Source organism: Chondrinema litorale (assembly GCF_026250525.1).
Lineage (GTDB): Bacteria > Bacteroidota > Bacteroidia > Cytophagales > Flammeovirgaceae > Chondrinema > Chondrinema litorale.
On record NZ_CP111043.1, the window covers coordinates 4,181,886 to 4,205,789 of the forward strand.

Below are 23,904 nucleotides of genomic sequence, written 5' to 3' on the forward strand. Positions count from 1 at the left end.
TTGTCAGTCGAAAAATAGTTGTAATTATTACTAAGCTTTTTAAAATCGCCTGCAAAATTAAGAGAAAAAAATTGCATTCCCTTAGTTACTCGTTTTTTTGAATTAAACAATTTACTTTTTAGCCTTATATTCGATGGCCGCCTTTACAAAAGATACAAATAGAGGATGTGGATTTTCTACCGTACTCTTAAGTTCAGGGTGGAATTGTGATCCTATAAAATGTGGATGATTTTTAATTTCCATTATTTCTGCCAATCCAGATTCAGGATTAATCCCAGAGGCTATCATACCTGCTTTTTCGAATTGCTCCAGATATTGATTGTTAAATTCATATCTGTGTCTGTGTCTCTCACTTATTTCTAGCTTGCCATATACTTCATTTGCCAGTGAGTTCTTTTTAATCTTACAGTTGTAAGAACCAAGACGCATTGTACCACCCATTTGAGTAAGGTTTTTCTGGTCTTCCATGATATCAATTACTGGATTAGTAGTATTTGGATTCATTTCAGCAGAATGTGCATCTTTCAGTTTTAAAACTTCTCTTGCAAAACCTATTACCGCACATTGTAAACCTAAGCAAATGCCAAAGAAAGGTTTTAATGTTCTTCTGGCAATACAACTTGCTTCAATTTTACCTTCTACACCTCTTTCTCCAAAACCGGGAGCTACTAAAACTGCATCAACTTCGTCTAGTTGTTTTTTAAGTGTATCTCCTTCATACTTTTCAGCGTGAACCCACTTTACTTCAACTCTACATTCGTTAACTGCTCCAGCGTGTATGAGTGCTTCTACAATAGATTTATAAGCATCTGGAAGCTCAACATATTTACCAACTAAGCCTATTTGAACTTCAGTGGTTGGGTTTTTTAATTTTCCTAAAAATCCTTTCCATGATTCCAAGTTTGGCTCAGGTTCAGTACTTAATTGAAGTTTTTCTAATACAATCTCGTCAAGCTTTTCTTTTTTCATTAAAAGAGGCACATCGTAGATTGTATCTGCATCTATAGACTGAATAACAGAATTAACATTCACATTACAGAAAAGTGCAATCTTTTTTCTGATATCCATCGGAATTGGATATTCTGCTCTACAAACAAGTATGTTTGGCTGTACTCCAGCTTCAGATAATTGCTTTACTGAGTGCTGAGTAGGTTTTGTTTTTAGTTCACCCGCAGATTTAAGGTAAGGGACTAATGTAAGATGAATTACAATTGAATTATAATCACCTAGATCCCAACGTGCTTGTCTAACAGCTTCAATAAAAGGTAGAGACTCAATATCACCTACACAACCCCCAATCTCAGTAATTACAATATCAAATTTGCCAGTTTCACCTAGTGCAAAAAAGTTATTTTTAATTTCGTCTGTAATATGTGGAATTACCTGAACGGTCTTGCCTAAATAAGCACCTTCTCTTTCCTTCTTGATTACATTATAATATATCTGCCCTGTTGTAAGGTTGTTTGCTTGAGAAGTAGGAGTATTTAGAAATCTTTCGTAATGACCAAGGTCAAGGTCGGTTTCTGCTCCATCATCAGTTACATAACATTCTCCATGTTCATACGGATTCATTGTACCTGGATCGATGTTAATGTAAGGGTCAAATTTTTGAATAGTTACCTTATAACCTCTTGCTTGTAATAGTTTTCCTAGTGATGCTGAAACAATTCCTTTCCCTAAGGAGGAAGTAACACCACCTGTAACAAAAATATATTTAGTTTTCGACATGATTATAACTCCTATTTTTAGAAGAATGATGAGGAAGAATAAAAACAGCCGCAAAATTAGGAGAAGTTACTTTTAAAAATCACCTCATTGAGAAAAAAAATAAAAAATAATTTAAGAAATGGCTCTAAATGCATTCCCAAAGCACTTTATAATGAATTTAATAAATTAAAATCCTAAAGTTTATATATAATACATTTAGACAGGCACCCGTTTCTTTTCAAAAAATTAATTGGATACATGGAATCGTTTAAGCTTTCAGAATTACAAAAGAAATATCAATCAGAAAGAGCTCATACACTTACTGAGGAGCAATTTGGTAGTCTTGTTTTATTTTATCCCTCTCTTTTGATTATTGCCAGTGATGGTAAAATTGATGAAGAAGAATGGTTATATGTAGATTATCTGGCAAAATTTATTGCAGATACATTTAAAAATGAGATTAGTGCAGAAGCTAGAGATGTTTTGCAAGAAAAGTATTTGGCTGAGTTAAAATACTTAGCAGAAAATCTAGAGAAGTGGGAGTCTGCATTTATAGAAGTATTAAAAGATTATATTTCTGTACATGAAGAGGTAAAAGAAGATGTTGAAGATATTTTACATTTGTTTGCTGAAGCCTCTGACGGAAAGTCTGATGAAGAAGAAATAAAAATTGAAGAATTAAAAGGTGTTTTACAGATATAAAAAAAGAAGCTTAAAGCTTCTTTTTTTTATACTTCTTTTAAAATTGTTCGAAAAGCAACAAATTTATTTATAAACTTTTTGTTGTGTTTTTCTCTTAATTCATCTGCAAAATCAGTCATATACTTATCTAAGTGTTTTTGAGTTTTACTCCAAAACTGAATACCATAAGTAATTCCGCTATTGCCATCAATTTCATTAGTCAATAAAAGAAACTTGTGTTCAACAAAACAACCTGTATTCATCATTTCAGGTATATGGATTTCTTTCATCCACTTTATCCATTGCCCACTTACTGCTTCTTCTACACATACAGTTACATTGTATAATATCATTTTGATGCACTTTTTCTATTTCCAAAATAAAGAGATTGCCTTAGTTGCTGTAAATAAGTTACTACATCTGGCGAAACCAGTTGAAGTTTAATCAACTGAAACTGGGAGAAACCTCTTACAGTTTTTCTAAACTCTAATTTGTCGTGTTGTATAAATAATTTTAAGCCTACATTACTAAGCATTCCTAAAAATGAAATTGCTAAACCATAAAGTCCGATAAGCTTAAAACTATACCATAGTGCCATAAAAACAGATATAACAGGAATAAGATAGATAATACCATTAATAATAATTCTACCGAATGTATTAACTAATGTATTACTACTTGTCTGCTTTAATAGAAAAGAGATATACTTATCAGTAGTAAAATAATATAGTTTTACTATCAATCCCGCAAATAAACCAGCTAATAAGCCAAACTGCATGGCATGTTGAATGCCAACCCTGTTATACTCAATACCATGAAAGATAAAGTTTTCAGGAAGAAGTATGCTTACCAGTTTAACTATGAGATAGAAATTAAAGCCAGCAGCCAATAAAGATATATATGTGCCTATATTACTGTTTTTAGAAGTTTTATTCTCCTGAATGCATAAAAACAAGTAAGTGATACAAGTATTTATAAAAGAGAATATAATAGGCAATAAGACTAAGCCATTTAAAGCATTACCGTTGTCGTCTAGGTTACCTAATTGTAAAAAGCCACTTCCCAGAATAATACAAGAAATGAGTGTTGCAATAAATGCTTCATATCTCTCTCCGTCTAGCTGTACACTTGTAAATCTGCTTACAGGCTTTTTTATAAATACATCAGATATTATTTGAGCAAATGTACTTCCTGCTAAAAATGCTGTAATTAATAAAAGTGTATTCTCAACATTCCAGATCGGTAATGGTAGAACCATTATTAGAACTAAGAATTGAAGTATTGTAAGCATCAATTTACCTGCACTATAATGTTGGCTAGGGCTTAAAAGCACTTTAAATTTTTTATTATCTGGAATTCTAGAAAATAGTTTCCCTAAAATATTTAAAGTAAGTTGATGAAAACAACCTGTTAAAAGAGCAATGCTAAAAACATTGCTTAGTATTTCTGATTTATCTGATATTATCCAAAGACAAAAGCTAAGACTTAGTAAAAAGACTGCAATTACTTTTGCTTTTTCATTCATAAATAATTTTAAACTTAGCATAAATTCAGCTTTCGTTCAACATTGCAACTTAATGCATACCTGATGCAAAACTTATGTATAAACACAAGTATTGGTAGCTAATGTTTTTTATAAATGAAAAAGTTCATTAATAAATGCTAAAATTTAAGAGAATTATAATTTTTCCATGAGGTATTTGTACAAATCTGTCATTGCTTGGATGTCATTTTTATGTACTTTTTCATCTGGAGTGTGAACATTATCTTCAGCGGCACCTATAAAACACCAGTCAAAAGGGTAGGGAGAAGCCTGTAATTGGTTACCATCGCTTCCTCCAGCGTCTTCAACTTCTAACTGAAAAGGTATATTAGACTCTTTAGCTAAAGCTATAATTTTGTTTAAATAAGACCTTCTTGGAATACCTCTGTCTCGCATAGAAATTGCAACACCTTTACCGTGTTTTACACCATCTGTAATCCATGTGATATCTGAGATTAGTGCTTGCCTTACTCCATAAGTTTCATAAATGTATTTACCCAAGTAACCTACACTTCCACCACCTGTTTCTTCATAACAAGAAAAACAGATAATTCCGTTTTCGAGCGTTTCTGCAACTTTTAAAGCATTGTAACAGCCAAGTCTGTTGTCTAGATAGCAAGATTGAACAAAATCATCACTAGTTCTAAAATCAGATTTAAATACTAGTTGCGTTCCTCTGTCAATTTCCCTATCAAACTTATAATATGCTTTTTTGCTTCCTTCAGGTACACTCATTTCACATTCAATTGGTCCCTGACTGTCTTCGCCCCAAAGCGGATAATTGTGTTTAATTCTAGGACCTCCGACTTTTACTAACTCTCTGTCGTATTTTACAGTAAATGCTATAGAGTCCATGTGGGCAAATATGGCAGTGGTAGGTTTGCCAAATACCAGAATAATACAATCTTGAAAGCCATCACCTTCTATGATTTTGGGCTCAGCTTTCCATTCTTTTTTATGTGTATTTACATAATCAAGAATAAAAGATTTCATTTTTCCTTCATCTCCTGCTGGTGCGAAGATGTTACACATTTGCTTCAATAGCTCCATAAAATTTGCTTATCTTTTTTTATTTAAACAATATTCAATAAAATAACCGACCTGTAAAATACATTTTTGAGTGGCTTCGATCATTCCCATATGTCCTACATTTTCGAGTATAAAAACCAGACTTTCTTTGGCTAAGCTACACTCTTCGAGACTTTGCTGTAAAGGTAATGAAGCATCGTCTTTTCCCACAATAAAAAATACCGGACATGTAGCTTCTTTTAAAACATGTCGTCTGTCTGGCCGGTTTTTCATTGCTTTTGTAGTGAATATTACTGCATCCTCTGAAGTTTGTGAGGCATCTCTAATAAAATATTCTATTTGGTTTTTGTATTTGTTTGTGTTTTTGGTCGAAAATAAAGCAGGAAATAAATTAGTTACAAACTTTTCAGTACCATGGTTTTGAATAAAGTTAATTGCTTTGTCTCTGTTTTCCTTTTTTTGTGGGCTATCTTCATAACTTGTTGAATGGAACAGTCCAAAACCGCCTAAAATTTCTGGATGATTCTCTGCCAAAGAGAGTGTTACATAACCACCAAAAGAATGCCCGATCATGATACATTCTTGTATCTCTAATTCTTGTAACAGTGAGAAAACAGATTCTGAGAATAATTCTATTGACGGTTCTCTGTTGTCAATCATTTCACTCTGCCCAAACCCAGGAAGATCGATACTAATTACTCTGTATTTGATAGAAAACATAGCAACAAAGACTTCCCAAATATTTTTACTTTCACAAAATCCATGAAGTAAGATGATTGGATAACCGTCGCCTGAATCATTATAACTAATGTTTTGCATGGTAGTGATTTTTGGTTTTTGTAATTAATACTGTATTTAATATCAATAAAAATACAAGATTATTATGATGGGTATTGATGGTAGAAATTTCTAATTGATCAAATAATTGATGAGTTGGTAAAACTAATAGTATATTTTTATTTTACAATTTGCAAAATTACTTTTGAGCGTTTTTTATTTTGATGAGCTAAGAAATTTTTTCACTCATAAATAGTGTTTAAGTTTTTTTTGGAAGAAGAATTAAATTAATTGTAACTGAAATACTATATACCTAATTAACCAATATGTGCCTGATAGTTTTTGCCTGGGATTTTCATGAAGAATATAAACTAGTTTTAGCAGCAAACAGAGATGAAGAGTATAAGCGAAAATCGATGAAGGCCACTTTTTGGGAAGATGCTCCAGGAGTAGTAGCTGGTAGAGATTTGCAAGCTGGCGGAACTTGGATGGGTATTAATGAAAACTGGAAATTTTCTGCCATTACAAACTTTAGAAATCCGAAAATAATTAAGCCCAATGCGCCTACAAGAGGATTTCTGCCTCTTAATTATTTAAGATCGGTTTCTGATCCATTAGCTTATTTAAAGCTACTACAGCAAAATGATGGTGAAAAATATAATGGTTTTAACTTACTGGCGGGTGATCAAGATGGCTTATTCCATTACAATAATGTATATAATAAAGTTGCGAAAGTAGAAAGAGGAATACATGCATTAAGTAATGCTACTTTAGATACTTCTTGGCCAAAAGTAGAAAGAGCTAAAGCAAAGCTAAAAAGAGAATTATCTTATGGCTTTGATGAGCTGAGTTTGCTTGAGATGATGTATGATATAGAGAAAGCTGCTGATACTGATTTACCAAAAACCGGAGTTACATTAAAATGGGAAAAAGACCTTTCTCCTATGTTTATTAAAACACCAGAATACGGTACAGTATCTTCATCTGTATTATTAATTGATAGAGCCAATAGAGTAACATTTGCAGAAAGAACCTATAGCAAAGCAACCGGAATCTGTAAAGATCAGACTTTAAAATTTGAACTGAAAGTTAAAGATTAAAGCAAACCGAAGCTAGCTAAATCATTTTCAATATTAGAAAAGTCTTTAATCAAATTTAGATTCTGTAAGTGGTCAAAAACATTTGAACAGTAGGTAACACCTACAAAATGTACCTTTGCATTAATAGCATGTTCGTAATCGCTTAAAGAATCTCCAAAGAAAATGATAGGAGCAGCGTGTTTTTCTTTTATTAGGTTTAGAGCAATGGTCTTGTTTGTATAATCTGGCGAAGCATAGATCTCTTCAAAACACTTAGTGAAATTAAAATAATTTAGATGTTGAAGTACTTCTTCGTGTGGTGCTGCAGAAGATACGTATTTTAAGTAAGGTTTTTGGGTAATACATTCTTCAACTCCCGGGATCAGTTCAATTTTATCGATATTGTGATCCAGTATGTTTACGAATTCATTCAAATAATCTTGCAGCATATTTTGATCAATTCGTGTATCTAATATCTCTTCAAAGATTTTTTGAATCTTAATTGTTCGATACATTCCTTGGCAGCTTCTATTTAAAGCGACAATCTCCTTTTCTTTGGCTGGATAATCTTCTAAAAGAATTTTTTCGAGTGTTTGGAGTTTGAAATTTTCTGAATCTGTAATTACTCCATCTTTGTCAAATACCAGAATAGGTAGCTGTTTACTCATCTTTTTTGATGTGTTTTTCCCAATATTTTAAACCTGCTTCAGCCATTTCTTGATGGTTAAAGTGCCATTCTTTAATAGTATCAATCTTTTGAAAGCTAATGTCTTGGCTCTCGACTGATAACGTTATTTCTCCTTCTTCTACTTCACAATAAAATAATATTAGGTAAATAGTGTGGGGGAGTCCAAATTCACCGGGATATCTGGTGAAAATATGGATGATTTCTTTTACATGAGCGTTTAAACCAGTCTCTTCAAGAATTTCGCGCTTCATTGAGTTATAAGGGGTTTCTCCTGGTTCTGCCCAACCACCAGGCAGTCCCCATGCATCATCATCCACTCTGTGTTCTAGCAACATTTCTCCTTTTGAGTTGCAAATGATTGAGTTTACACCAACTTTAGGCGTGATGTAACCTAATTCTTTAGAGAACTGTTTGTGGATTTCTTCTGGTTCTAAATTAGTAATGTCTGCATATTCATTCGCAAGGAGTTCGAGCATTCCATGGTATCGCTCTTTGTCATATACACCATCTGTATGGTTAATTCCGGTTTGAGCAATAGACCTGAACTCATCCAACATTCGGATAATACTAATCTTTTTGGGATTTGTCTGCATAAAATTTTAATACGCTTAAGGGGAGCATTTAATTAAGTTTGGCAAACGAATGTAGCCTTTTACTTACTTTAATTTCAATACCTTTTGCTTTAGGGTATAGAATTTCATTCTCAATGTAGGCGTGTTTTTTTAAATCTTCTTCGAAGTTTTTAAGTTCGAGATAAACTGTACGTGTATATAAGCCACTATCTTCTTGCAAAAAATAATTATTGGTTAAATCACGTATGCCTTTCATCTCATCATCTTCTTCCTTGTGCTCTATTAATATTTTTGTAATAGAGTTTTCTCTTAAATCATTAAACAAGGTATAAGCATTTATATCAAAGTTTAATGCATGGTTAAGTCTCTCTATATAACCAAAATGTATTTTTTCTTCTTCATAAATATGTTTTATGAAGTCTTCTACAAATAGGGGGAAGATAAACTTAAGGTCTTTAGCTATATCAGGCAAATCAAAATACTCTGGAGAGATGTTTTTGATCATATCGCTGATAAAAGGAAGTTTTTGTCTAATAAAAGATTTGTGTGTCTTTTTAAGATAGGAGAGAATAACCTCTATGGGTAAATCTTTTAATGCCGATTGATTCTCTGTTGTCTCCTTATCTAATACATTTTTTAAACTATTGAGCACAACTTGAATATCCAAGCCTTTTATTTTACATACTTCCTCAAGGCTGTTATCTGGATATCTATAAAATGAGATTCCAAAGAAATGAAGAACAGATGCAAAATGATGATTTTGAGCTACTAGGTCTTTAATATATGTATCAGGGTTTCTTATCGACATATTTTATTATTAAAAAATCAGTATTTCTAAATTGATTTACTGTGTTTATCAACGATACAAAATATTGCTTAAATGCATTAATTCGGCAAAAATTGTACTTTCCGAACCTGAAAATAATAAAATTTTTTTTGTGAAAAAAACTATGATAAACTGTGAAGTGAAAAAATAAAAAAAGCTGTTCTTTTGGAACAGCTTTTTAAAGGTTTAAATTTCAATTATTCCTCGCTTTTAGTTTCTTCAACTTCAGTTGCCTGAGCTTCAGAAACCTCAACTTGAGGTTGTTCATTTGGCATCATACTATTTCTTTCTTCCTCGATCATCTCCTTAAGTTGTTTTTCATCTAAAACAACCTCTTCAAGATTGATATTTGATTTTATATTTTCAAATAACTTTTTCTGGAAAACTTTATCGTAGGTTTGCTCCATGTTTTTGCCATCCTCCATTTTCAGGTAGTTTTCAGCAAATGAGTCGAGCATGCTATCGTCTAAAGGAATGTTGTAGCCCATGAATTGCTGTTTTACGATATTTCCAGCTTCTTTCTTCACTTCGTCCATCTCCACTTTAATATCGTTTTTCTTCGCAATTAAATCACCGATTACTCTCCATTTAACGGCATCTACGAATATAGGAAGGTTTTTATCAAGTTCTTCTTGAGATAATTCACTTCCCTGACTGTTGATTTTGTAAATTTTCTCAACGAATTCTTTGTTTACATCAAAGTCGTATTTCTCCAAAATCACTTTTTTAATATTCTTTTCAGAATAGTATTCTGCGTTTGGATTGTTGTTTTCGTTGAGGATAGATTTAATTTTTGCTTTAAAAGCATCTAAATCTTTAATCTCTTCTGCTTCATTCTCACCAAGAATCTTTTTGAAAAACTCTTCGTTAAATTCAGCTTCAGATTCTCTTGAGATTTCAATTACTTTAAATTCAAACTCTCCGTTAAGTTCAGCAGCTTCTTCTTCGTTTTGTAAACCAAAAAGAATTTTTATTTGCTTATCTTCTGGAATAGCAGTTCTTAAATCGAAAGTGATAGTTTCGTCTTTCTTTTTACCAATAAAAGTTGCTCTAGCGCTCTCTTCAACTTGGTTTAAAGGAAGAACTGATTCTTTTTCGAATTCACCACTTGTAAAAACACCTTTAATAAAGTCACCTTCACCAATCTCCTCTACATTTTCAGTATTAGGATAGTTTTTCTTTAAGTTGTTAAGGGTGTTTTCTACTTCTTCATCAGAAACCTCTGCTTTATAAACAGTAGCTTGAACTGTATCGTCAAGAACTACATCAAGCTCAGGGCTGATAAAAAGTTCGAATTCTAAATGATGATTGTCTTCATTTAAAGATTCTTCTGCGATAGGCTCGCTTTTTAATAATGGAGAGAAAACTACTGGTAAGTTTTCGTCTTCAATATATTTACTTATAGAAGAGTTAATAGTGTCATTGATCGTTTCAAACTTTACTTGCTTACCATACATTTTGTTGATAAGACCTGCTGGAACTTTTCCAGGTCTGAAACCTTTTATAACCGCTTTCCTGCTATAGTCCTTAATCTTCTTTTTTACTTCTGGCATGTAGTCATCAGCAACAAGATCAAGTTTAATGATCCCATAAGCATTCTCGTGTTTATCCAGTGTAATTTCCAAGGTATGCGAATTTAAAGATGTTGTTTCTAAATAATGTGATAAAAAAAACCTCAACTTATATTAGCTAAGTTGAGTTTTTTAGTGCGGATGGAGGGACTCGAACCCCCATGCCGTGAGGCGCTAGATCCTAAGTCTAGTGCGTCTACCAATTTCGCCACATCCGCGTTGTAAATTTGAGATGCAAAGCTAATAACTAATTTTAAAAAGTCAAGTATCCCACATAAAGAATTTCATTTTTTTTAAACTTTTTTTTTTAGGCTTTTTTTTATGCCTTTACTGACTTATTATTAAATCGTTTAAATATCAATAATGATGTGTTAATTCCTTTAGTTATATCATAGCTTATCTGTAAATAAATATATAATTTTATATTAACCAGTTTACAGGAAATATAATAATCAGCTCCTTATGAATGTAATGGAAATAGACGAGGTAAAAGAGAAAGAACAGATTCTGTCGCTTTATAGAAGGTTGTTGAGAAAAGCTAAACCTTTTCTTAAAGATGATGATGCTAAGCAGATAAAGAAGGCATTCAGGTTTGCTGAAGATGCACATAAAGAAATGCGCAGAAAATCTGGTGAGCCATATATATATCATCCTATCGAAGTAGCTTTAATTACTGTAGAAGAGATGGGCTTGGGAACTACTGCCATTATCGCGGCGCTGCTTCATGATGTAGTTGAAGATACTGGTTACGAAATTAGTGATATAGAAGAACGCTTCGGAACCAAGATTGCAAAAATTGTAGATGGCCTTACTAAGATTTCTACTAAGGCTACTAAGGGTAAATCTATTCAGGCAGAAAACTTTCAGCGATTGTTAGTTACAATATCTGAAGATGTAAGGGTAGTGTTAATTAAAATTGCTGACAGGTTACACAACATGCGCACGTTAGAAAGCATGCCTGATCACAAGCAGATGAAAATTAAGTCGGAGACTGAATATATTTATGCTCCTTTGGCACATAGACTTGGTTTATATACTATTAAATCTGAGTTGGAAGACCTTTGTCTTAAGTTTTCTGATACGGTAGCTTACAATGATATTGTAAAAAAGATTGAAGAAACCAAGGCTGCTCGTTATCGCTTCACCAAGAGGTTTATAAAACCAATCGAAATCAGTCTCAAGAAACAAGGCTTTAATTTTAAGATTAAAACCCGTATAAAGTCTATTTACTCGATATATAAAAAGATGCGTAAGCAAAATATCGAGTTTGAGCAAGTATTCGATCTTTTTGCAATTAGAATTATTGTTACGACTAAACCTGCCGAAGAGAAATCTGCTTGTTGGAAAATATATTCAGCAGTTACAGATTTTTATACGCCAAATGTAAATAGACTTAGAGATTGGATTAGCACTCCAAAGTCTAATGGTTACGAATCTTTACATACCACTGTAATGAGTAATACAGGGCAGTGGGTAGAAGTACAGATTCGTACCGAAAGAATGGATGATATTGCGGAGAAGGGTTATGCTGCTCACTGGAAATACAAACAGCAGAAACTTACATCTAAGCAAAAAAATGAAAGAGGTATTGACCTTTGGTTGCAAGAGGTTCGTGAAATGCTCGAAACAACCAAGTCAGAAGGAGTTGATTTTGTTCAAGACTTTAGGTCAAATCTATTTATAAAAGAGGTTTTTGCTTTTACGCCTAAGGGAGATATGAAAATCTATCCGAAAGGTGCAACTATTCTCGATTTTGCATTTGATATTCACTCAGAAGTTGGAGCCAAATGTATGGCAGCTAAAGCCAATGGTAAGCTGGTTCCTTTTAATTATGAGTTGCAAAATGGCGATCAGATAGAAATTTTAACTTCTAACAAATATAAAGCAAACGAAGGGTGGTTGAGCTTTGTGAAGACATCTAAAGCACGATCAAAAATAAAAGAATATTTAAGAGAAGATAAAAAGCAATTTGCGAAAGAGGGTAAAGAAATAGTAAGAAGAAAGCTTAAACATCTAAAGTTAGATTATAGTGAAGAGACTTTGAGAAACCTCTGCGAACACTTTAATCAAAAAACAGAAAGCGAGCTTTTCTATAAAATAGGCAAAGGATTAATTGAGCATAATGAAATTAAAGGTTTTGTAAATAAAAAACCTGTAGAGAAACCAATTACTCAGTTAATATCTGAAAGTGATGAGCTACTAAATAGCGATGAGCGCGATGTAAAAAAGATTAAAGATGAAGAAATTGTAGTTGGAGATTTATCTAGTCTTGATTACAGTTTAGCCACTTGTTGTAGTCCTATTCCAGGTGATGATATTTTCGGATTCGTAACAGTAAGCAAAGGAATAAAAGTACATAGAAAGTCTTGTCCAAATGCGGTTACCATGATGGCGAATTTTGGATACCGTATTATTCGTGCAAGGTGGATGTCTGACAAGCCAGATAAAGAAAAAGAGTTTGATGTATCAATTAATCTGGAAGGAATGGATAGAGTAGGCTTGGTGAATGAGGTTACTAGTGTAATTTCTAACCAGATGCAGGTGAATATAAAATCGATTACTATAGGTACAAGAAATAATATTTTCAATGGTAAACTCGACTTATTTGTGCATAATAAAGATGAGTTTGAAAAGCTCCTTAAAAAGCTTGAAAAAATTGAAGGAGTAGTAAAAGTTACAAGAATTGAAGAGACTGTTTAAACAGTCTCTTCTTTTTTTATCTTAAGGAGTACCACCTTTTACAGGTTTATATTTAGACTTTTGAAAAATCATTTGAGCATCATTCATATCCATTAAATCTTTAAGCGATAAATCTGGGTGCTCATGCATATATTTTTTTACAATTTCCCAGCCTAGCCATCTGCCAACTCTTCCCGGACATTTATCAGATATTTCTGGTACTATTGGTCTTTCGCCCACATATCTCGATTTAATATTTTCTGCTTTCTCATAAAACAGATTATCTTCTATAAATCTCGCCCAGATTTTATCCTGAAAATTATTACACAAACCTAATTCTCTACTTGAGTAGCCAGTAATAATTGTATCTGCTGTATAAGGCATTACTTTATTTACAAACTCATAAGACTTACCATAAAAAACCATGTCGGCAATGAGTGTTTCGTCTTGGTTGTTGTAATTGTTGTAAACAGATGAAATGAACATCATTGTACTAGGTACAATATATTCTGGAGCATATCTTCCAAGAATGTAAAGTGGTGTTTCTGGTGGGCGATAAGTGGCTGTTTCGCCAGTAAAATAATCTAATCCAATTACGATAAATCCTTCACTAAGAAAAATATCTTGTCCAAAACCAAAAGAACCAAAACCAGAAATATTTGTGTAAACTTTTGGAGGCTTAAATCCAGGGTAATAGTATTTTAAAAACCTAAAAGCTTGTTCAAACTCTTTTTCAATTTTATCTACATTGGCAAAAACAGCTTCTGTATCTGCTAAAAGTGTATCGGTATGTGCATCTGTGGCAAATTTGTAAATATTATTAATCACAACTGTATCAGATGCAAATCTACCAGCTCTAAAATATTTTTCTGCTACATCTTTGTGCTTATTTAAAAATGTAGCTATTGCTTCTTTACTTTTAGGAGCAATTATTTCTTTTTCTATGCGGATTACCTCAATATCAACTTCTGGAACTGAAGAAATATCTGGAATTTTTTCTTCTGAACTGTCGCAGGAGATAATTGAAATTGCAATAGCGAATAATAGAATGAAGCTTTTAAATGGATTACTCAGTCTGACCAAATTCGTCGCTTGTTTCATGAAGGTTAGTAAGTATAAAAAAATAGGAGAATGATTAAAAAATTAACTTTATAAAAACCTGTATGTGATTAAAGTTCACTATACCATTTTTTTACCGTTTTTTCTGCGGCTTTATTGTGAGGAGAAAAATCTCTATCATCAGAATGGCTGTTTTCAAAAGTAGTTGGCCATTTCCACCAAAATAAACCCTTACACCATTTTTCATTTTTTAAACAGTCAAATACCACATCGTAGCATTTTTGTTGAGCCATTTCACTGGCTTGCTGTTCTCCGGGATAATCGTGTGGTTGTACCCAAGGAGATTCTATGCTTCTGAAACCTATTTCTGTAAGCAAGATAGGTTTGTCGAATTTATCAGAAACTGTTTTTAGTTTTTTAAGATTTTGTTTGAAACCTTTAATAAGTTCTTTTTCATCGGGTTCGGTAGATTTACTCAAAGGATAATAGCAAGAAATACCGATGTAATCGAATGCATCCCAGAATTTTACTTTTTCAAATTCCTCGCCCCAATTGGCAGAATAAGTGAGTTTTCCTGAGTATATTTTTCTGATTTCGCTTATCATTGCCTCCCACTTTTTAGGATGTTTTAGAGTGGTTTTAGAAAGTTCTACGCCCAAACAGAGTGCATCAGCATGATACATTTCTGCAATAAGTGCATAATGTCTTATCCACTGATAATAATAGTCGAAGAATAAATCCCAATCAGCGTTGCTTTTTAGCTCAATTTCTCCCGGCCAGCTATTTCTGCCCACCCATATCTGCGGTTTTAGTAGAACTTTTAAGCCCTTTTGCTTTGCCTGATAGATTGTATGAAATACAGATTCATCAGTCTCTCCACCACCATTATGTGGAATCCTGAATGGCTCTGGTTGATTCGGGTTCCTCATAAATGAATAGGGGATAACTGCAATGCTGTTGCTGTTAAGCGATTTTAATTTTTCTAAAGAAAGAGCAGCATGTTCAGAAAGGTATCCATTATATATGCGGTAGCCTTCGTGCGTGAAATTAAAGCCTTTCCAGTAAAAGTCTTCTGATAAAGATTTTGTTTTTGCTTGCGAACTTAGGTTTGATGTAAGCTTCTTTTTATAATCTTCCCAATCTTTACTCAATTTATCAATATCACTTTCACTAATTCCATTTTTGTAAATTTGAGTAAAACGTTCTTTGCCATAATTATCAATTACAAAAGAAACAAAAGCAGCTCCAACACATTTTTTAATTAATTCTGAATTCTGCTGAAAGACAGAGTTATTTAAAAGATTTTGTATAGTAAAATCATTCTTAGTTTTAATCAGCTTCTCAAACCAATACAGATAACCTTTTTGCTTCCAATTATCAGCAAAATAAATAGGTAAACCGGTTTCAATAATAGATAAATTAGTATTGCCTAAAGATTTTTTAGCTAATAAATTAACTTCTGGATGTTCTTTGTATCCCTCTAAGTCTTGACTGATTGTAGCAAATACTTTAGCATTTTTGAAATTAATATGAGCAGGTAAAGTGTTGCCTGTCATCATGCCTTTTTGCTCTCCATTTTCGAAAAACTCATAATGTATTTTGAGTGTAGTGGGCAATTCGAATAATGAATCGAATGTGGAAGCAGCCTTCTTTACTTCTTTAATTATTTCTGTGAGTTGTTTATTTGAATTTTCATTTAGGTTAGAATAAAAAGTAAAGTTTTCGTCTTGCTGGATAGTCTTAGCTTTGTTTGGGTATTCAAAACTATTTTTGTCATCTACTTTCCAGATAATTTTGCTATTTGGATTCCTTTCGTCGAAATCGCCCATTGCAATTCTTTTTCCCTCTTTAAAAATCTCATATCCCCATCTTCCGAACAATAATTCTTTGTCATCCTCAGCAAACATATTAATGAGCACATCTGCATTATTAGCTGTTATAATGCTCACTGGAAGATTCTTATTCAATGGGTTGGGGTAGTAAGATAAGAATAATACCGAGGAGCTATCATTATAAATCTTACCAGCAAACTCAAAACTTTGTTCTTTTAGAATTATAGGTAACTGAGGGGCAATTTTTTGCAGGCATTTAAACTTTTGATGCTCACCAATTAAAAGAATTGGATTATTTTCCAATATCTCAGCATTTACCTCTTCTTCATTTTTTATAATGTATTGTATCCTTTCAGAGCGATTATTTATCTTATTAAGAATACTTTTGATTTTTTCTTCTTCCTCATTATTACTGCTACAGTAAATTATATAATAGCTTTTACTGCGAAATGCGGCACGTCTCAAACTTCTACTACTTATCTCTTCTTGCTCTCGATTATCGTTTGGGCCTTGAGACTGACAAGACTCCTGAATCATTAGGCATAATAAAAATATAATATGGTAAAGTAGTTTTTTCATTTAGATCAGCAATAGGCAGGTAAATTATCTAGCATTTGAAAGCTATTTGTTTCAAAATTGATTTTACAGAAATAATGTTCCATTCCGTTAGTAACTGCAAGAAAAGGCGCTTTTATTATTCTGTTATAATTAGCTACTTGTTCAAAAACTTTTTGTGTAATTGGCACATCAGGAGATTTACATTCAACTAATAAATAAGGTGTGCCTTCACGGCTAAATGCAAGAATATCACTACGTTTAGCCATAGTGTTATACTTATGGCCACGTTCAATTTTAAGTAAGCTTTTTGGATATCCACTGGTAAGCATATAGTGAATAAAGTGTTGCCTAACCCATTCTTCTGGTTCTAGAATGATATATTTCTTCCTAATTACATCTAAGATGTAAGGTCTTCCATTTTCTTGTTTAATTTTATAATCAAAAGAAGGGAGGTTTAATGTTAGTTTGTTACTCATATAAGTTGTTATTTTTAACAAAATTAGCGCTTATCTGTAACAGCTTATGCAACGATCTAATAAATTTACCGTAATAATTGATTGTTTACTAGTTAAACATGTTACTTTTTAAGCACAAGGTTAATCAATTCAAAACTCCAAACTATTTTTATCAAATTATAAATAGGTAATAATCAATCTAAAAATTCATAAAAGTTTTAGATTCAGACTATCGAATTATAATGTAATATTCTTTTATAAGATGTTAATTTAAATTTTATAAAGCATCTTATGCAAAATGTAGAAGAAGATATATGAAAAAGACTTCCTTGTTAATCTTGTTGATATTCAATATCAGTTTGGCAATTGCCCAACGACATAGTACAGGATTAGTGTTTGATGATGATAAGTACGACAGTGCTCCAGTAAAAGCAACACTTACCAGAGGCTTATATGTTGAAGAAATTGCTACTAGTAACTCTCTAAAAATGTACTGTCCTACACCGATGGATCAGGGTGATTTTGGTACTTGTGTCGGTTGGTCTAGCAACTGGGCTGCCAGAACAATTATAGAAGCCATGAAAAACGGTTGGACAGATCGTGAGACAATCAATCAAAATGCATATTCTCCCGGCTTTATCTATCAAATGATTAAAGATAAGAGTGACCAGAATTGTTCGTTTGGTGCTAGCATTTTTGATGCGCTTAACTATATGAAATTTAATGGTTCTGTTAAATACGAAGACTTTAAGTCTCAGTGTACCACTTCTATGGAGCCTACATTGGAGCAAAAAGCAATGGGGCATAAGATTAAAGATTTTGCTAGGCTATTTGGCAGAGAACAAAGCCCTTCCATAAAAATTGAAACTGTTAAGAAGAGTCTTTCAGAGAATTATCCGGTGGTATTTGGGATGAAATGTGCACCATCTTTTTACGATGCACAAGATGTTTGGAGACCAAGTGAAGACCCTAACGGTAGTTTTGGCGGACATGCAATGTGTGTAATTGGATATGATGATACCAAGTTTGGTGGTGCATTTGAAATTATGAATAGTTGGGGAGAAGATTGGGGAAATGATGGCTTTATCTGGATTACCTACAAAGACTTCGGAAACTTTACAAAATACGCTTATGAGATTATTAGCGAGCCAGTTAAACAACCGATAATTGTTGCTAAACCTCAAGAAGATTTTTCTGGTCAACTTAAATTGGTTACAGATAAAGGTAAAGAGATGGAAGGTGAATTAATGGGACAATACTATAAGTTAATCAAGTCTTATTCATCAGGAACAAGTTTTAGAATATACTTAAGCAACAATGAGCCAGCTTATGTTTATGCAATAGGAACAGATAATACAGAAGAAATTTTCCAATTATTTCCATATGCACCTGAAGTAAGTGCTGCACTAAACTATAAAAAGAATGATGTAGCCTTACCTAGTGAAGATCATTACATAACGATGGATAATACTGTTGGAAAAGATTATTTATGTGTGTTGTACTCTAAAGATCCATTAGATATTGATCAAATAAAAGCATCATTAGATAGAACAAATGGAAGATTTATGTCTCGCTTAAAAACTGTTTTAGGTAGTAAACTAATCAGTCCTGAGAATATAAACTTTAACTCTAATGAAATTTCATTTAAGGCTTTTAGTAAAGGTGGTTCAGTGGTAGCTTTAATTGTTGAAACAGACCATATCTAAATGATAATCAGCATAAAACAAAAAACCTCGATCGTTTAAGATCGAGGTTTTTTGTTTTTACAGAGCTACCTTTATTTCTTATCTATAATTCTAGGAACTTTCTCTTTTTGCAACAACTTCACAAAGTTCTCAACATCATATTCCATTATTTTCTCTAGATTTTCTAAGTGAGGTTTTAATTCTGATTTTAAATCTTCTAATCGCTCATAAGAACCTTCTGTTGGTCTTGTGTCTTGAAAGTTAGATACTGAGTACAAATAAGCAAATTGGTCGTCTAACATCGGTGGATAGTTAATGGGGTCTTGGCCACTTTCACTTTGTATTTGTATCAAATCTTTTTCTAACTTATCAAGTTTTTTAGTGATCTTCTCTGCAGAAGCTTGTAAAGTATCTGCAAAGCCATTTTTTATGGCAAGTTTGGATATTTCATTTACTTGATCTCTTACTGAGCGAATACTTCTGATAGCATCATGGGTTTCGTTAAGCTTTTCCATTACAGCTTGGGTAAACTCAAACTGTATTTCCAAGTCTTCATTACTGATGTCTGTCCATCTAGGGTCTTTAATAATCTGTAGTTTTACTTCAGTCTTTTTGCCTTTGTAAGATATGCTTACAAAATATTCTCCCGGAGGAGCAGTAGCACCACCTGTGTATGCAAGCGACATATACGCATCATCAAGAATATCAGGAGCAGGATATTTTATGTCCCAATAAAAAAGATTTAAGCCATCCTTTACTTTAAGTTTTTCCTCATCTGCTTCTTTATCAGGCTGAGTGCTAAAAGTTTTAATGGTTTTTCCAGATTTATCCTCAATACTCAATTTTAAAGTATCACCTTTATCAAAATAGGATACATTAAAATAGATGGATGCACCTCTTGCAATTGGATCAGGAGCAGTATCTCCACCTCTGTAACCTCTTAATTGTGTTCTGTAGGCTGGTCTTGGTTTAAACAAGTGAAGCTCCTTTGCAAGCACTTCATCGGTAATTTCTCTTAATGGACTTAGATCATCCAAAATCCAGAACGATCTACCTTGGGTTGCCACCACCAAATCATTATTATGGATAAGCATATCAGTAATAGGGGTAACCGGTAGATTTAACTGAAAGGGCTGCCATTTTTCGCCATCGTTAAATGAAATATACATACCATATTCTGTGCCGGCATATAGCAAACCTTTTCTTTCTGGATCTTCTCTTACTACACGAACAAAATGCTTTTGAGGGAAATTACTTTTTTCGTTAGTAATGAGTTTCCAAGTTTTTCCATAATCGTCTGTTTTAAAGATAAATGGTTTGTAATTGTTTTCTCGGTACTTATAAACCGAAATAAATGCTCTTCCGGGATGGTGTTTAGACAGCTCTATACTGTTTACAGTGCCTTCTTTAGGCATGTTCTCTGGTGTGATGTTCTCCCAGCTTTTTCCGCCATCTTTGGTAATATGTACCAAACCATCGTCTGAACCTACCCAAAGTAACCCAGCTTCTAACGGAGATTCTTCAAAAGAGAAAATAGTTGTATAAAGCTCTACACCAGTATGATCGTGTTGAACAGGCCCACCCGGTATATCGTGGTATTCGTCTTTGTTGGTAGTGAGATCTGGGCTAATAATTTTCCAAGACTGACCACCATTGTCAGACATATGTACATATTGAGAGCAATGGTAAAGTATTTTAGGATCGTGTGGTGAAATTCTAATAGGAGCATTCCACTGGAAACGGTATTTAATGTTTCTTGGAGCCGTACCATCGTGCATTTGAGGGTAAGCCACTACATTTCTGCTGTGTCCTTTTGTAAAATCACTTCTATCTATTTGACCTATATAATTTCCTGCATAAACTACATCTGGGTTTTCTGGGTCAACAGCAATATGTCCACTTTCACCACCACCCACTACTTTCCAGTCTTGTATTGGGTCTACACCACCAGGACTTTTGCTATACACACTAATAGTAGTATTGTCTTGTTGCGCTCCATAAACTCTGTAAGGGAATTGGTTATCTACAGTAACTCTGTAAATTTCAGCAGTAGGTTGATTGTATTGTGTAGTCCAAGTTTTGCCTCCATTAAGACTCACATTTGCGCCACCATCATTACTTTCAATCATAATATTAGGATTATCAGGATTGAGCCATAAGCAATGGTTGTCGCCATGTGGGGTAGGGATATTTTCAAAAGTTTTACCACCATCTATCGACTTGTAAAAACTGGTATTAAGCACATACACCGTGTTTTCATCTTTTGGATCGGCAAAAATTCTGGAATAGTACCAAGCACGTTGTCTCAGTTTATGTTCACGGTTTACTTTTGTCCAAGTTTTACCGGCATCATTAGAGCTAAAAATACCTCCTTCGCTTTCTTCTTTAGCTTCTTGTATTACCCATATTTTTTGGGTGTTTACAGGTGAAACAGCAATGCCAATTCTTCCAACAATACCTTTAGGTAAACCTTCTGTTATTTTATTCCATGTTTCTCCACCATCAATAGTTTTGTATAATCCACCTTCATCACCACCATCTATCATAGTCCAAGGTTTTCTTTCTGCTCTCCACATTCCAGCATAGATCACCCTTGGGTTACTCGGGTCCATCACTAAGTCGATGGCTCCAGTAGTGTCGTTTAGATAAAGTATTCTTTCCCAGTTAATTCCGCCATTTGTAGAGCGATAAATACCTCTAGTTTCGCTTTTGCCAAAAATATTTCCCAAAACAGCAGCATAAACAAAATCAGGATTTTTAGGATGGATTTGTATTTTAGCTATTTGCCCGGCATCTTCAAGACCCATTTGCTTCCATGTTTTGCCTTTATCCATGGATTTGTAGATACCACAACCCGGAGAAATATTTCCTCTTGCACTGGCTGAGCCTGTTCCTACATAAATAATATTTCTGTCAGATGGAGCTACTTCTATTGTTCCAATTGATGCACAGGCAAAGTAGTCGTCAGAGATGTTTTGCCAAGTTAATCCGGCATCTGTGGTTTCCCATACACCACCTCCTGTAGAACCCATGTAGAAGTTAAATGTCTCTCCCGGAACACCTGTAACAGCCGTTACTCTTCCACCTCTAAAAGGTCCTATCAACCTGTATTTCATAGATTGATAAGCACTTTCGGGGATTTGTGCTTCAGCAAAAAATGTATAAAAAAGTAACAGGTAAACTCCTAATATCTTTCGGCTTTTAAAAATTCCTTTTAAATTCATTTTTGTTTGGTTTGGCATATATTATGGGAAATTATAAAAAAAACTATTAATAGTACAATCCAACTCCCAAAAGTAATCTATTACAAATTGTTTGAGCAAATTAAAAGGAAATGGATATAGAAAAAGCTGCTAGTAAAAATTGTGAACACCTTATAGAAGCTTTCCATGAGCATGTTTTCACAGAATCTTATAACAGAATAAAAAAATGTTTAGATTTTTTATCTGAAGATGAAGTGTGGTATTCACCCAATGAGCATGTAAATAGTATCGGAAACTTGATTTTACACCTTTGTGGTAATGCAAAGCAATATATTTTAAGTGGCATTGGAGGTAAAATAGATGCAAGAAAAAGACAAGACGAATTTGATTCTGTAAAAACGACTAATAAAGCTGGGTTAAACCAGCAATTAGATGAACTAAAAGAAGCTTTAATTCCTGTTTTAAGTGAAATTGATGCTGAAAAACTAAATGAAGTGAAAAAGGTGCAAGGTTTTGAGAAAACTGTACTCGCTATCTTGATACATGTAATTGAGCACTTTTCTTATCATACAGGGCAAATTACTTTTTTAGTGAAATTTATTAAAAATATTGATACCGGATATTATGCCGGTGTTGATTTGAATATTACAGAATAATCATTACTATTTGAAAAACCAGCATGCGACATGAGATTTTTTAATTAGATTTGAATGTAAGATAATCGCATGGAAACATCTTCTGACTTTACACTGAACGATAAAATTTCACTGCTGAAAAAAATAAATCTTTTTTCAGGGATGAATGATGCATTGCTTAAAGAAATCGCTTTCAGGGTGTATGAAGTGTATTATGAGAAAGATGATATAGTTTTTAAAAAAGGGGATCAAGGGAATAGAATGTTCATGATTGTTTCGGGAAAAGTACGGGTTCATGATGAATTCCACACCTTTTCAATTTTCGATGCAGGTAGAATATTCGGTGAATATGCGATTATTGATACCGGTCAGCGTTCCGCTACGGTTACAGTAATTGAAGATGCACATCTTTTCACACTACATAGAAAAGATTTTTTAGACATAATTGCTGATAATCACGAAGTTACATTAGGAATATTAAAAATTCTTACTGGTCAGATTCGTGAAAAGGACATTCTAGAAACAAAATTAGCACTCAGAAACAAAGAAATAATAAAACAGAAGCAGGAGATTGAGTGTCAGAAACAAGAGATAGAAAAAAGCAACGAACGCCTCAAAGTACTGAATCAGGAGAAAAATCAGATTATTAGCATTGTAGCGCACGATTTAAGGAATCCCTTAACCAGTGCACAGAGTATTTCATATATGCTTTCCCAAGAGTTGGAAGACCTTACCGAAGACCAAACAGAAGCTTGTAAATTAATTACGAGGTCTTTAAAAAGGATGGATGAGATGATTACCCGAATTCTTGATGTAAACAAACTTGAAAGGCAATATGAACTGCGAGACAGACGTCCCATTAGCCTACAAAGTACATTACAGCAAGTAATTTACGGCTTTGAGGAAATTTCTGCCAGAAAAAAAATTGAAATAAAATTTGATCCTGTTTCTTTGTATGTGCACGGAGACGAAGACTTAATGATGCATGTTTTTGAAAACCTGCTTTCTAATAGTTTTAAGTTTTCTCCAAGAGAGAAGCGAATTTTTATAAATACTTTTGAAGAGGATAACAAGGTGATTTCGGAGATCAAGGATGAAGGCCCCGGAATAACGATTGAAGATCAGAAGAAACTTTTCAGAAAATTTCAAAAACTTTCGGCAAAACCAACAGAAGGAGAAACCTCAATGGGTTTAGGACTTTCCATTGTGAAGAAGTATGTGAATATGATGAATGGCGAGGTTTGGTGTAAAAGTGAGCCGGGTAAAGGAGCTTCTTTTTTTATTGCACTACCAAAAGCTGAAATTCCGGATTGTTAATAGCTAAA

At 33.4% G+C, this 23,904-nt stretch carries 19 protein-coding genes and 1 tRNA gene; 6 read left to right on the forward strand and 14 right to left on the reverse strand.

Annotation, left to right across the window (positions count from 1 at the left end; all coding sequences use genetic code 11):
* Nucleotides 1-111: 111 nt before the first annotated feature.
* Nucleotides 112-1,728, reverse strand: a complete 1,617-nt coding sequence (pyrG, locus tag OQ292_RS17285; protein WP_284683395.1) for a CTP synthase — start codon at nt 1,726-1,728, stop codon at nt 112-114.
* A 237-nt stretch (nt 1,729-1,965) separates the two neighbouring features.
* Here pyrG and OQ292_RS17290 point away from each other — a divergent pair, with 237 nt between their 5' ends.
* Nucleotides 1,966-2,409 (forward strand): hypothetical protein, encoded by a 444-nt coding sequence (locus OQ292_RS17290; protein WP_284683396.1) that lies wholly within the window; start codon nt 1,966-1,968, stop codon nt 2,407-2,409.
* Between the two features lie 26 nt (nt 2,410-2,435).
* On the opposite strand, the gene OQ292_RS17295 is transcribed toward OQ292_RS17290, so the two are convergent.
* The 4 genes from OQ292_RS17295 to OQ292_RS17310 form a co-directional block, all read right to left on the reverse strand.
* Nucleotides 2,436-2,741, reverse strand: a complete 306-nt coding sequence (locus OQ292_RS17295) for a DUF4286 family protein (protein ID WP_284683397.1) — start codon at nt 2,739-2,741, stop codon at nt 2,436-2,438.
* The gene (locus OQ292_RS17300; RefSeq protein WP_284683398.1) at nt 2,738-3,913 is read right to left on the reverse strand and encodes a sodium/proton-translocating pyrophosphatase; all 1,176 of its coding nucleotides are present in this window, start codon (nt 3,911-3,913) and stop codon (nt 2,738-2,740) included. Before OQ292_RS17300 ends, OQ292_RS17295 begins: the two co-directional genes overlap by 4 nt.
* Before the next feature lie 153 nt (nt 3,914-4,066).
* Nucleotides 4,067-4,981 carry an aminopeptidase gene (locus OQ292_RS17305; protein WP_284683399.1) on the reverse strand — a complete coding sequence of 305 codons (915 nt, stop codon included), beginning with the start codon at nt 4,979-4,981 and terminating at the stop codon, nt 4,067-4,069.
* Between the two features lie 9 nt (nt 4,982-4,990).
* Nucleotides 4,991-5,779: an alpha/beta fold hydrolase gene (locus OQ292_RS17310; RefSeq protein WP_284683400.1), complete on the reverse strand. Its 789-nt coding sequence runs from the start codon at nt 5,777-5,779 to the stop codon at nt 4,991-4,993.
* A 284-nt stretch (nt 5,780-6,063) separates the two neighbouring features.
* Here OQ292_RS17310 and OQ292_RS17315 point away from each other — a divergent pair, with 284 nt between their 5' ends.
* Nucleotides 6,064-6,837, forward strand: coding sequence for an NRDE family protein (locus tag OQ292_RS17315; RefSeq protein WP_284683401.1), 774 nt, complete (start codon nt 6,064-6,066; stop codon nt 6,835-6,837).
* Here OQ292_RS17315 and OQ292_RS17320 read toward each other — a convergent pair.
* The 5 genes from OQ292_RS17320 to OQ292_RS17340 all read right to left on the reverse strand — a co-directional run bounded on the left by OQ292_RS17320 (nt 6,834) and on the right by OQ292_RS17340 (nt 10,691).
* The gene (locus tag OQ292_RS17320) at nt 6,834-7,484 is read right to left on the reverse strand and encodes an HAD family hydrolase (protein WP_284683402.1); all 651 of its coding nucleotides are present in this window, start codon (nt 7,482-7,484) and stop codon (nt 6,834-6,836) included. The genes OQ292_RS17315 and OQ292_RS17320 overlap by 4 nt on opposite strands.
* Nucleotides 7,477-8,097, reverse strand: a complete 621-nt coding sequence (locus OQ292_RS17325; RefSeq protein ID WP_284683403.1) for an NUDIX hydrolase N-terminal domain-containing protein — start codon at nt 8,095-8,097, stop codon at nt 7,477-7,479. The genes OQ292_RS17320 and OQ292_RS17325 overlap by 8 nt, the downstream gene beginning before the upstream one ends.
* A 28-nt stretch (nt 8,098-8,125) precedes the next feature.
* On the reverse strand, nt 8,126-8,884 hold the full coding sequence (locus tag OQ292_RS17330; RefSeq protein WP_284683404.1) for an iron-sulfur cluster repair di-iron protein: 759 nt from the start codon (nt 8,882-8,884) through the stop codon (nt 8,126-8,128).
* A 215-nt stretch (nt 8,885-9,099) separates the two neighbouring features.
* Nucleotides 9,100-10,527 (reverse strand): trigger factor, encoded by a 1,428-nt coding sequence (locus OQ292_RS17335; protein ID WP_284683405.1) that lies wholly within the window; start codon nt 10,525-10,527, stop codon nt 9,100-9,102.
* Between the two features lie 82 nt (nt 10,528-10,609).
* Nucleotides 10,610-10,691, reverse strand: a tRNA-Leu gene (locus OQ292_RS17340).
* A 253-nt stretch (nt 10,692-10,944) separates the two neighbouring features.
* Between OQ292_RS17340 and OQ292_RS17345 the strand changes: the two genes are divergently transcribed.
* A complete protein-coding gene (locus OQ292_RS17345) occupies nt 10,945-13,173 on the forward strand; it encodes a RelA/SpoT family protein (protein ID WP_284683406.1) in 2,229 nt (742 codons plus the stop codon).
* Between the two features lie 21 nt (nt 13,174-13,194).
* On the opposite strand, the gene gldB is transcribed toward OQ292_RS17345, so the two are convergent.
* From gldB to OQ292_RS17360, 3 genes are all read right to left on the reverse strand, one after another.
* The gene (gene gldB, locus OQ292_RS17350) at nt 13,195-14,253 is read right to left on the reverse strand and encodes a gliding motility lipoprotein GldB (RefSeq protein WP_284683407.1); all 1,059 of its coding nucleotides are present in this window, start codon (nt 14,251-14,253) and stop codon (nt 13,195-13,197) included.
* A gap of 68 nt (nt 14,254-14,321) precedes the next feature.
* Entirely contained in the window at nt 14,322-16,622 is a 2,301-nt protein-coding gene (locus OQ292_RS17355; RefSeq protein WP_284683408.1) for a glycoside hydrolase family 113, read from the reverse strand.
* A 5-nt stretch (nt 16,623-16,627) separates the two neighbouring features.
* Nucleotides 16,628-17,077 (reverse strand): type I restriction enzyme HsdR N-terminal domain-containing protein, encoded by a 450-nt coding sequence (locus OQ292_RS17360; protein WP_284683409.1) that lies wholly within the window; start codon nt 17,075-17,077, stop codon nt 16,628-16,630.
* A gap of 293 nt (nt 17,078-17,370) precedes the next feature.
* Here OQ292_RS17360 and OQ292_RS17365 point away from each other — a divergent pair, with 293 nt between their 5' ends.
* Entirely contained in the window at nt 17,371-18,762 is a 1,392-nt protein-coding gene (locus tag OQ292_RS17365; RefSeq protein WP_284683410.1) for a C1 family peptidase, read from the forward strand.
* Between the two features lie 71 nt (nt 18,763-18,833).
* On the opposite strand, the gene OQ292_RS17370 is transcribed toward OQ292_RS17365, so the two are convergent.
* Nucleotides 18,834-21,965 (reverse strand): VPS10 domain-containing protein, encoded by a 3,132-nt coding sequence (locus OQ292_RS17370; RefSeq protein WP_284683411.1) that lies wholly within the window; start codon nt 21,963-21,965, stop codon nt 18,834-18,836.
* Between the two features lie 110 nt (nt 21,966-22,075).
* Here OQ292_RS17370 and OQ292_RS17375 point away from each other — a divergent pair, with 110 nt between their 5' ends.
* Together OQ292_RS17375 and OQ292_RS17380 are read left to right on the forward strand one after the other, a co-directional pair.
* Nucleotides 22,076-22,600 (forward strand): DinB family protein, encoded by a 525-nt coding sequence (locus tag OQ292_RS17375; protein WP_284683412.1) that lies wholly within the window; start codon nt 22,076-22,078, stop codon nt 22,598-22,600.
* Nucleotides 22,601-22,669: 69 nt separating this feature from the next.
* Entirely contained in the window at nt 22,670-23,896 is a 1,227-nt protein-coding gene (locus OQ292_RS17380; protein ID WP_284683413.1) for an ATP-binding protein, read from the forward strand.
* Nucleotides 23,897-23,904: the final 8 nt, after the last annotated feature.

Bases quoted from the DNA above. Each gene is read 5' to 3' on its own strand.
- pyrG (WP_284683395.1), bottom strand. From the start codon at position 1,728: ATGTCGAAAACTAAATATATTTTTGTTACAGGTGGTGTTACTTCCTCC.
- OQ292_RS17290 (WP_284683396.1), top strand. From the start codon at position 1,966: ATGGAATCGTTTAAGCTTTCAGAATTACAAAAGAAATATCAATCAGAA.
- OQ292_RS17295 (WP_284683397.1), bottom strand. From the start codon at position 2,741: ATGATATTATACAATGTAACTGTATGTGTAGAAGAAGCAGTAAGTGGG.
- OQ292_RS17300 (WP_284683398.1), bottom strand. From the start codon at position 3,913: ATGAATGAAAAAGCAAAAGTAATTGCAGTCTTTTTACTAAGTCTTAGC.
- OQ292_RS17305 (WP_284683399.1), bottom strand. From the start codon at position 4,981: ATGGAGCTATTGAAGCAAATGTGTAACATCTTCGCACCAGCAGGAGAT.
- OQ292_RS17310 (WP_284683400.1), bottom strand. From the start codon at position 5,779: ATGCAAAACATTAGTTATAATGATTCAGGCGACGGTTATCCAATCATC.
- OQ292_RS17315 (WP_284683401.1), top strand. From the start codon at position 6,064: ATGTGCCTGATAGTTTTTGCCTGGGATTTTCATGAAGAATATAAACTA.
- OQ292_RS17320 (WP_284683402.1), bottom strand. From the start codon at position 7,484: ATGAGTAAACAGCTACCTATTCTGGTATTTGACAAAGATGGAGTAATT.
- OQ292_RS17325 (WP_284683403.1), bottom strand. From the start codon at position 8,097: ATGCAGACAAATCCCAAAAAGATTAGTATTATCCGAATGTTGGATGAG.
- OQ292_RS17330 (WP_284683404.1), bottom strand. From the start codon at position 8,884: ATGTCGATAAGAAACCCTGATACATATATTAAAGACCTAGTAGCTCAA.
- OQ292_RS17345 (WP_284683406.1), top strand. From the start codon at position 10,945: ATGGAAATAGACGAGGTAAAAGAGAAAGAACAGATTCTGTCGCTTTAT.
- gldB (WP_284683407.1), bottom strand. From the start codon at position 14,253: ATGAAACAAGCGACGAATTTGGTCAGACTGAGTAATCCATTTAAAAGC.
- OQ292_RS17355 (WP_284683408.1), bottom strand. From the start codon at position 16,622: ATGAAAAAACTACTTTACCATATTATATTTTTATTATGCCTAATGATT.
- OQ292_RS17360 (WP_284683409.1), bottom strand. From the start codon at position 17,077: ATGAGTAACAAACTAACATTAAACCTCCCTTCTTTTGATTATAAAATT.
- OQ292_RS17365 (WP_284683410.1), top strand. From the start codon at position 17,371: ATGAAAAAGACTTCCTTGTTAATCTTGTTGATATTCAATATCAGTTTG.
- OQ292_RS17370 (WP_284683411.1), bottom strand. From the start codon at position 21,965: ATGAATTTAAAAGGAATTTTTAAAAGCCGAAAGATATTAGGAGTTTAC.
- OQ292_RS17375 (WP_284683412.1), top strand. From the start codon at position 22,076: ATGGATATAGAAAAAGCTGCTAGTAAAAATTGTGAACACCTTATAGAA.
- OQ292_RS17380 (WP_284683413.1), top strand. From the start codon at position 22,670: ATGGAAACATCTTCTGACTTTACACTGAACGATAAAATTTCACTGCTG.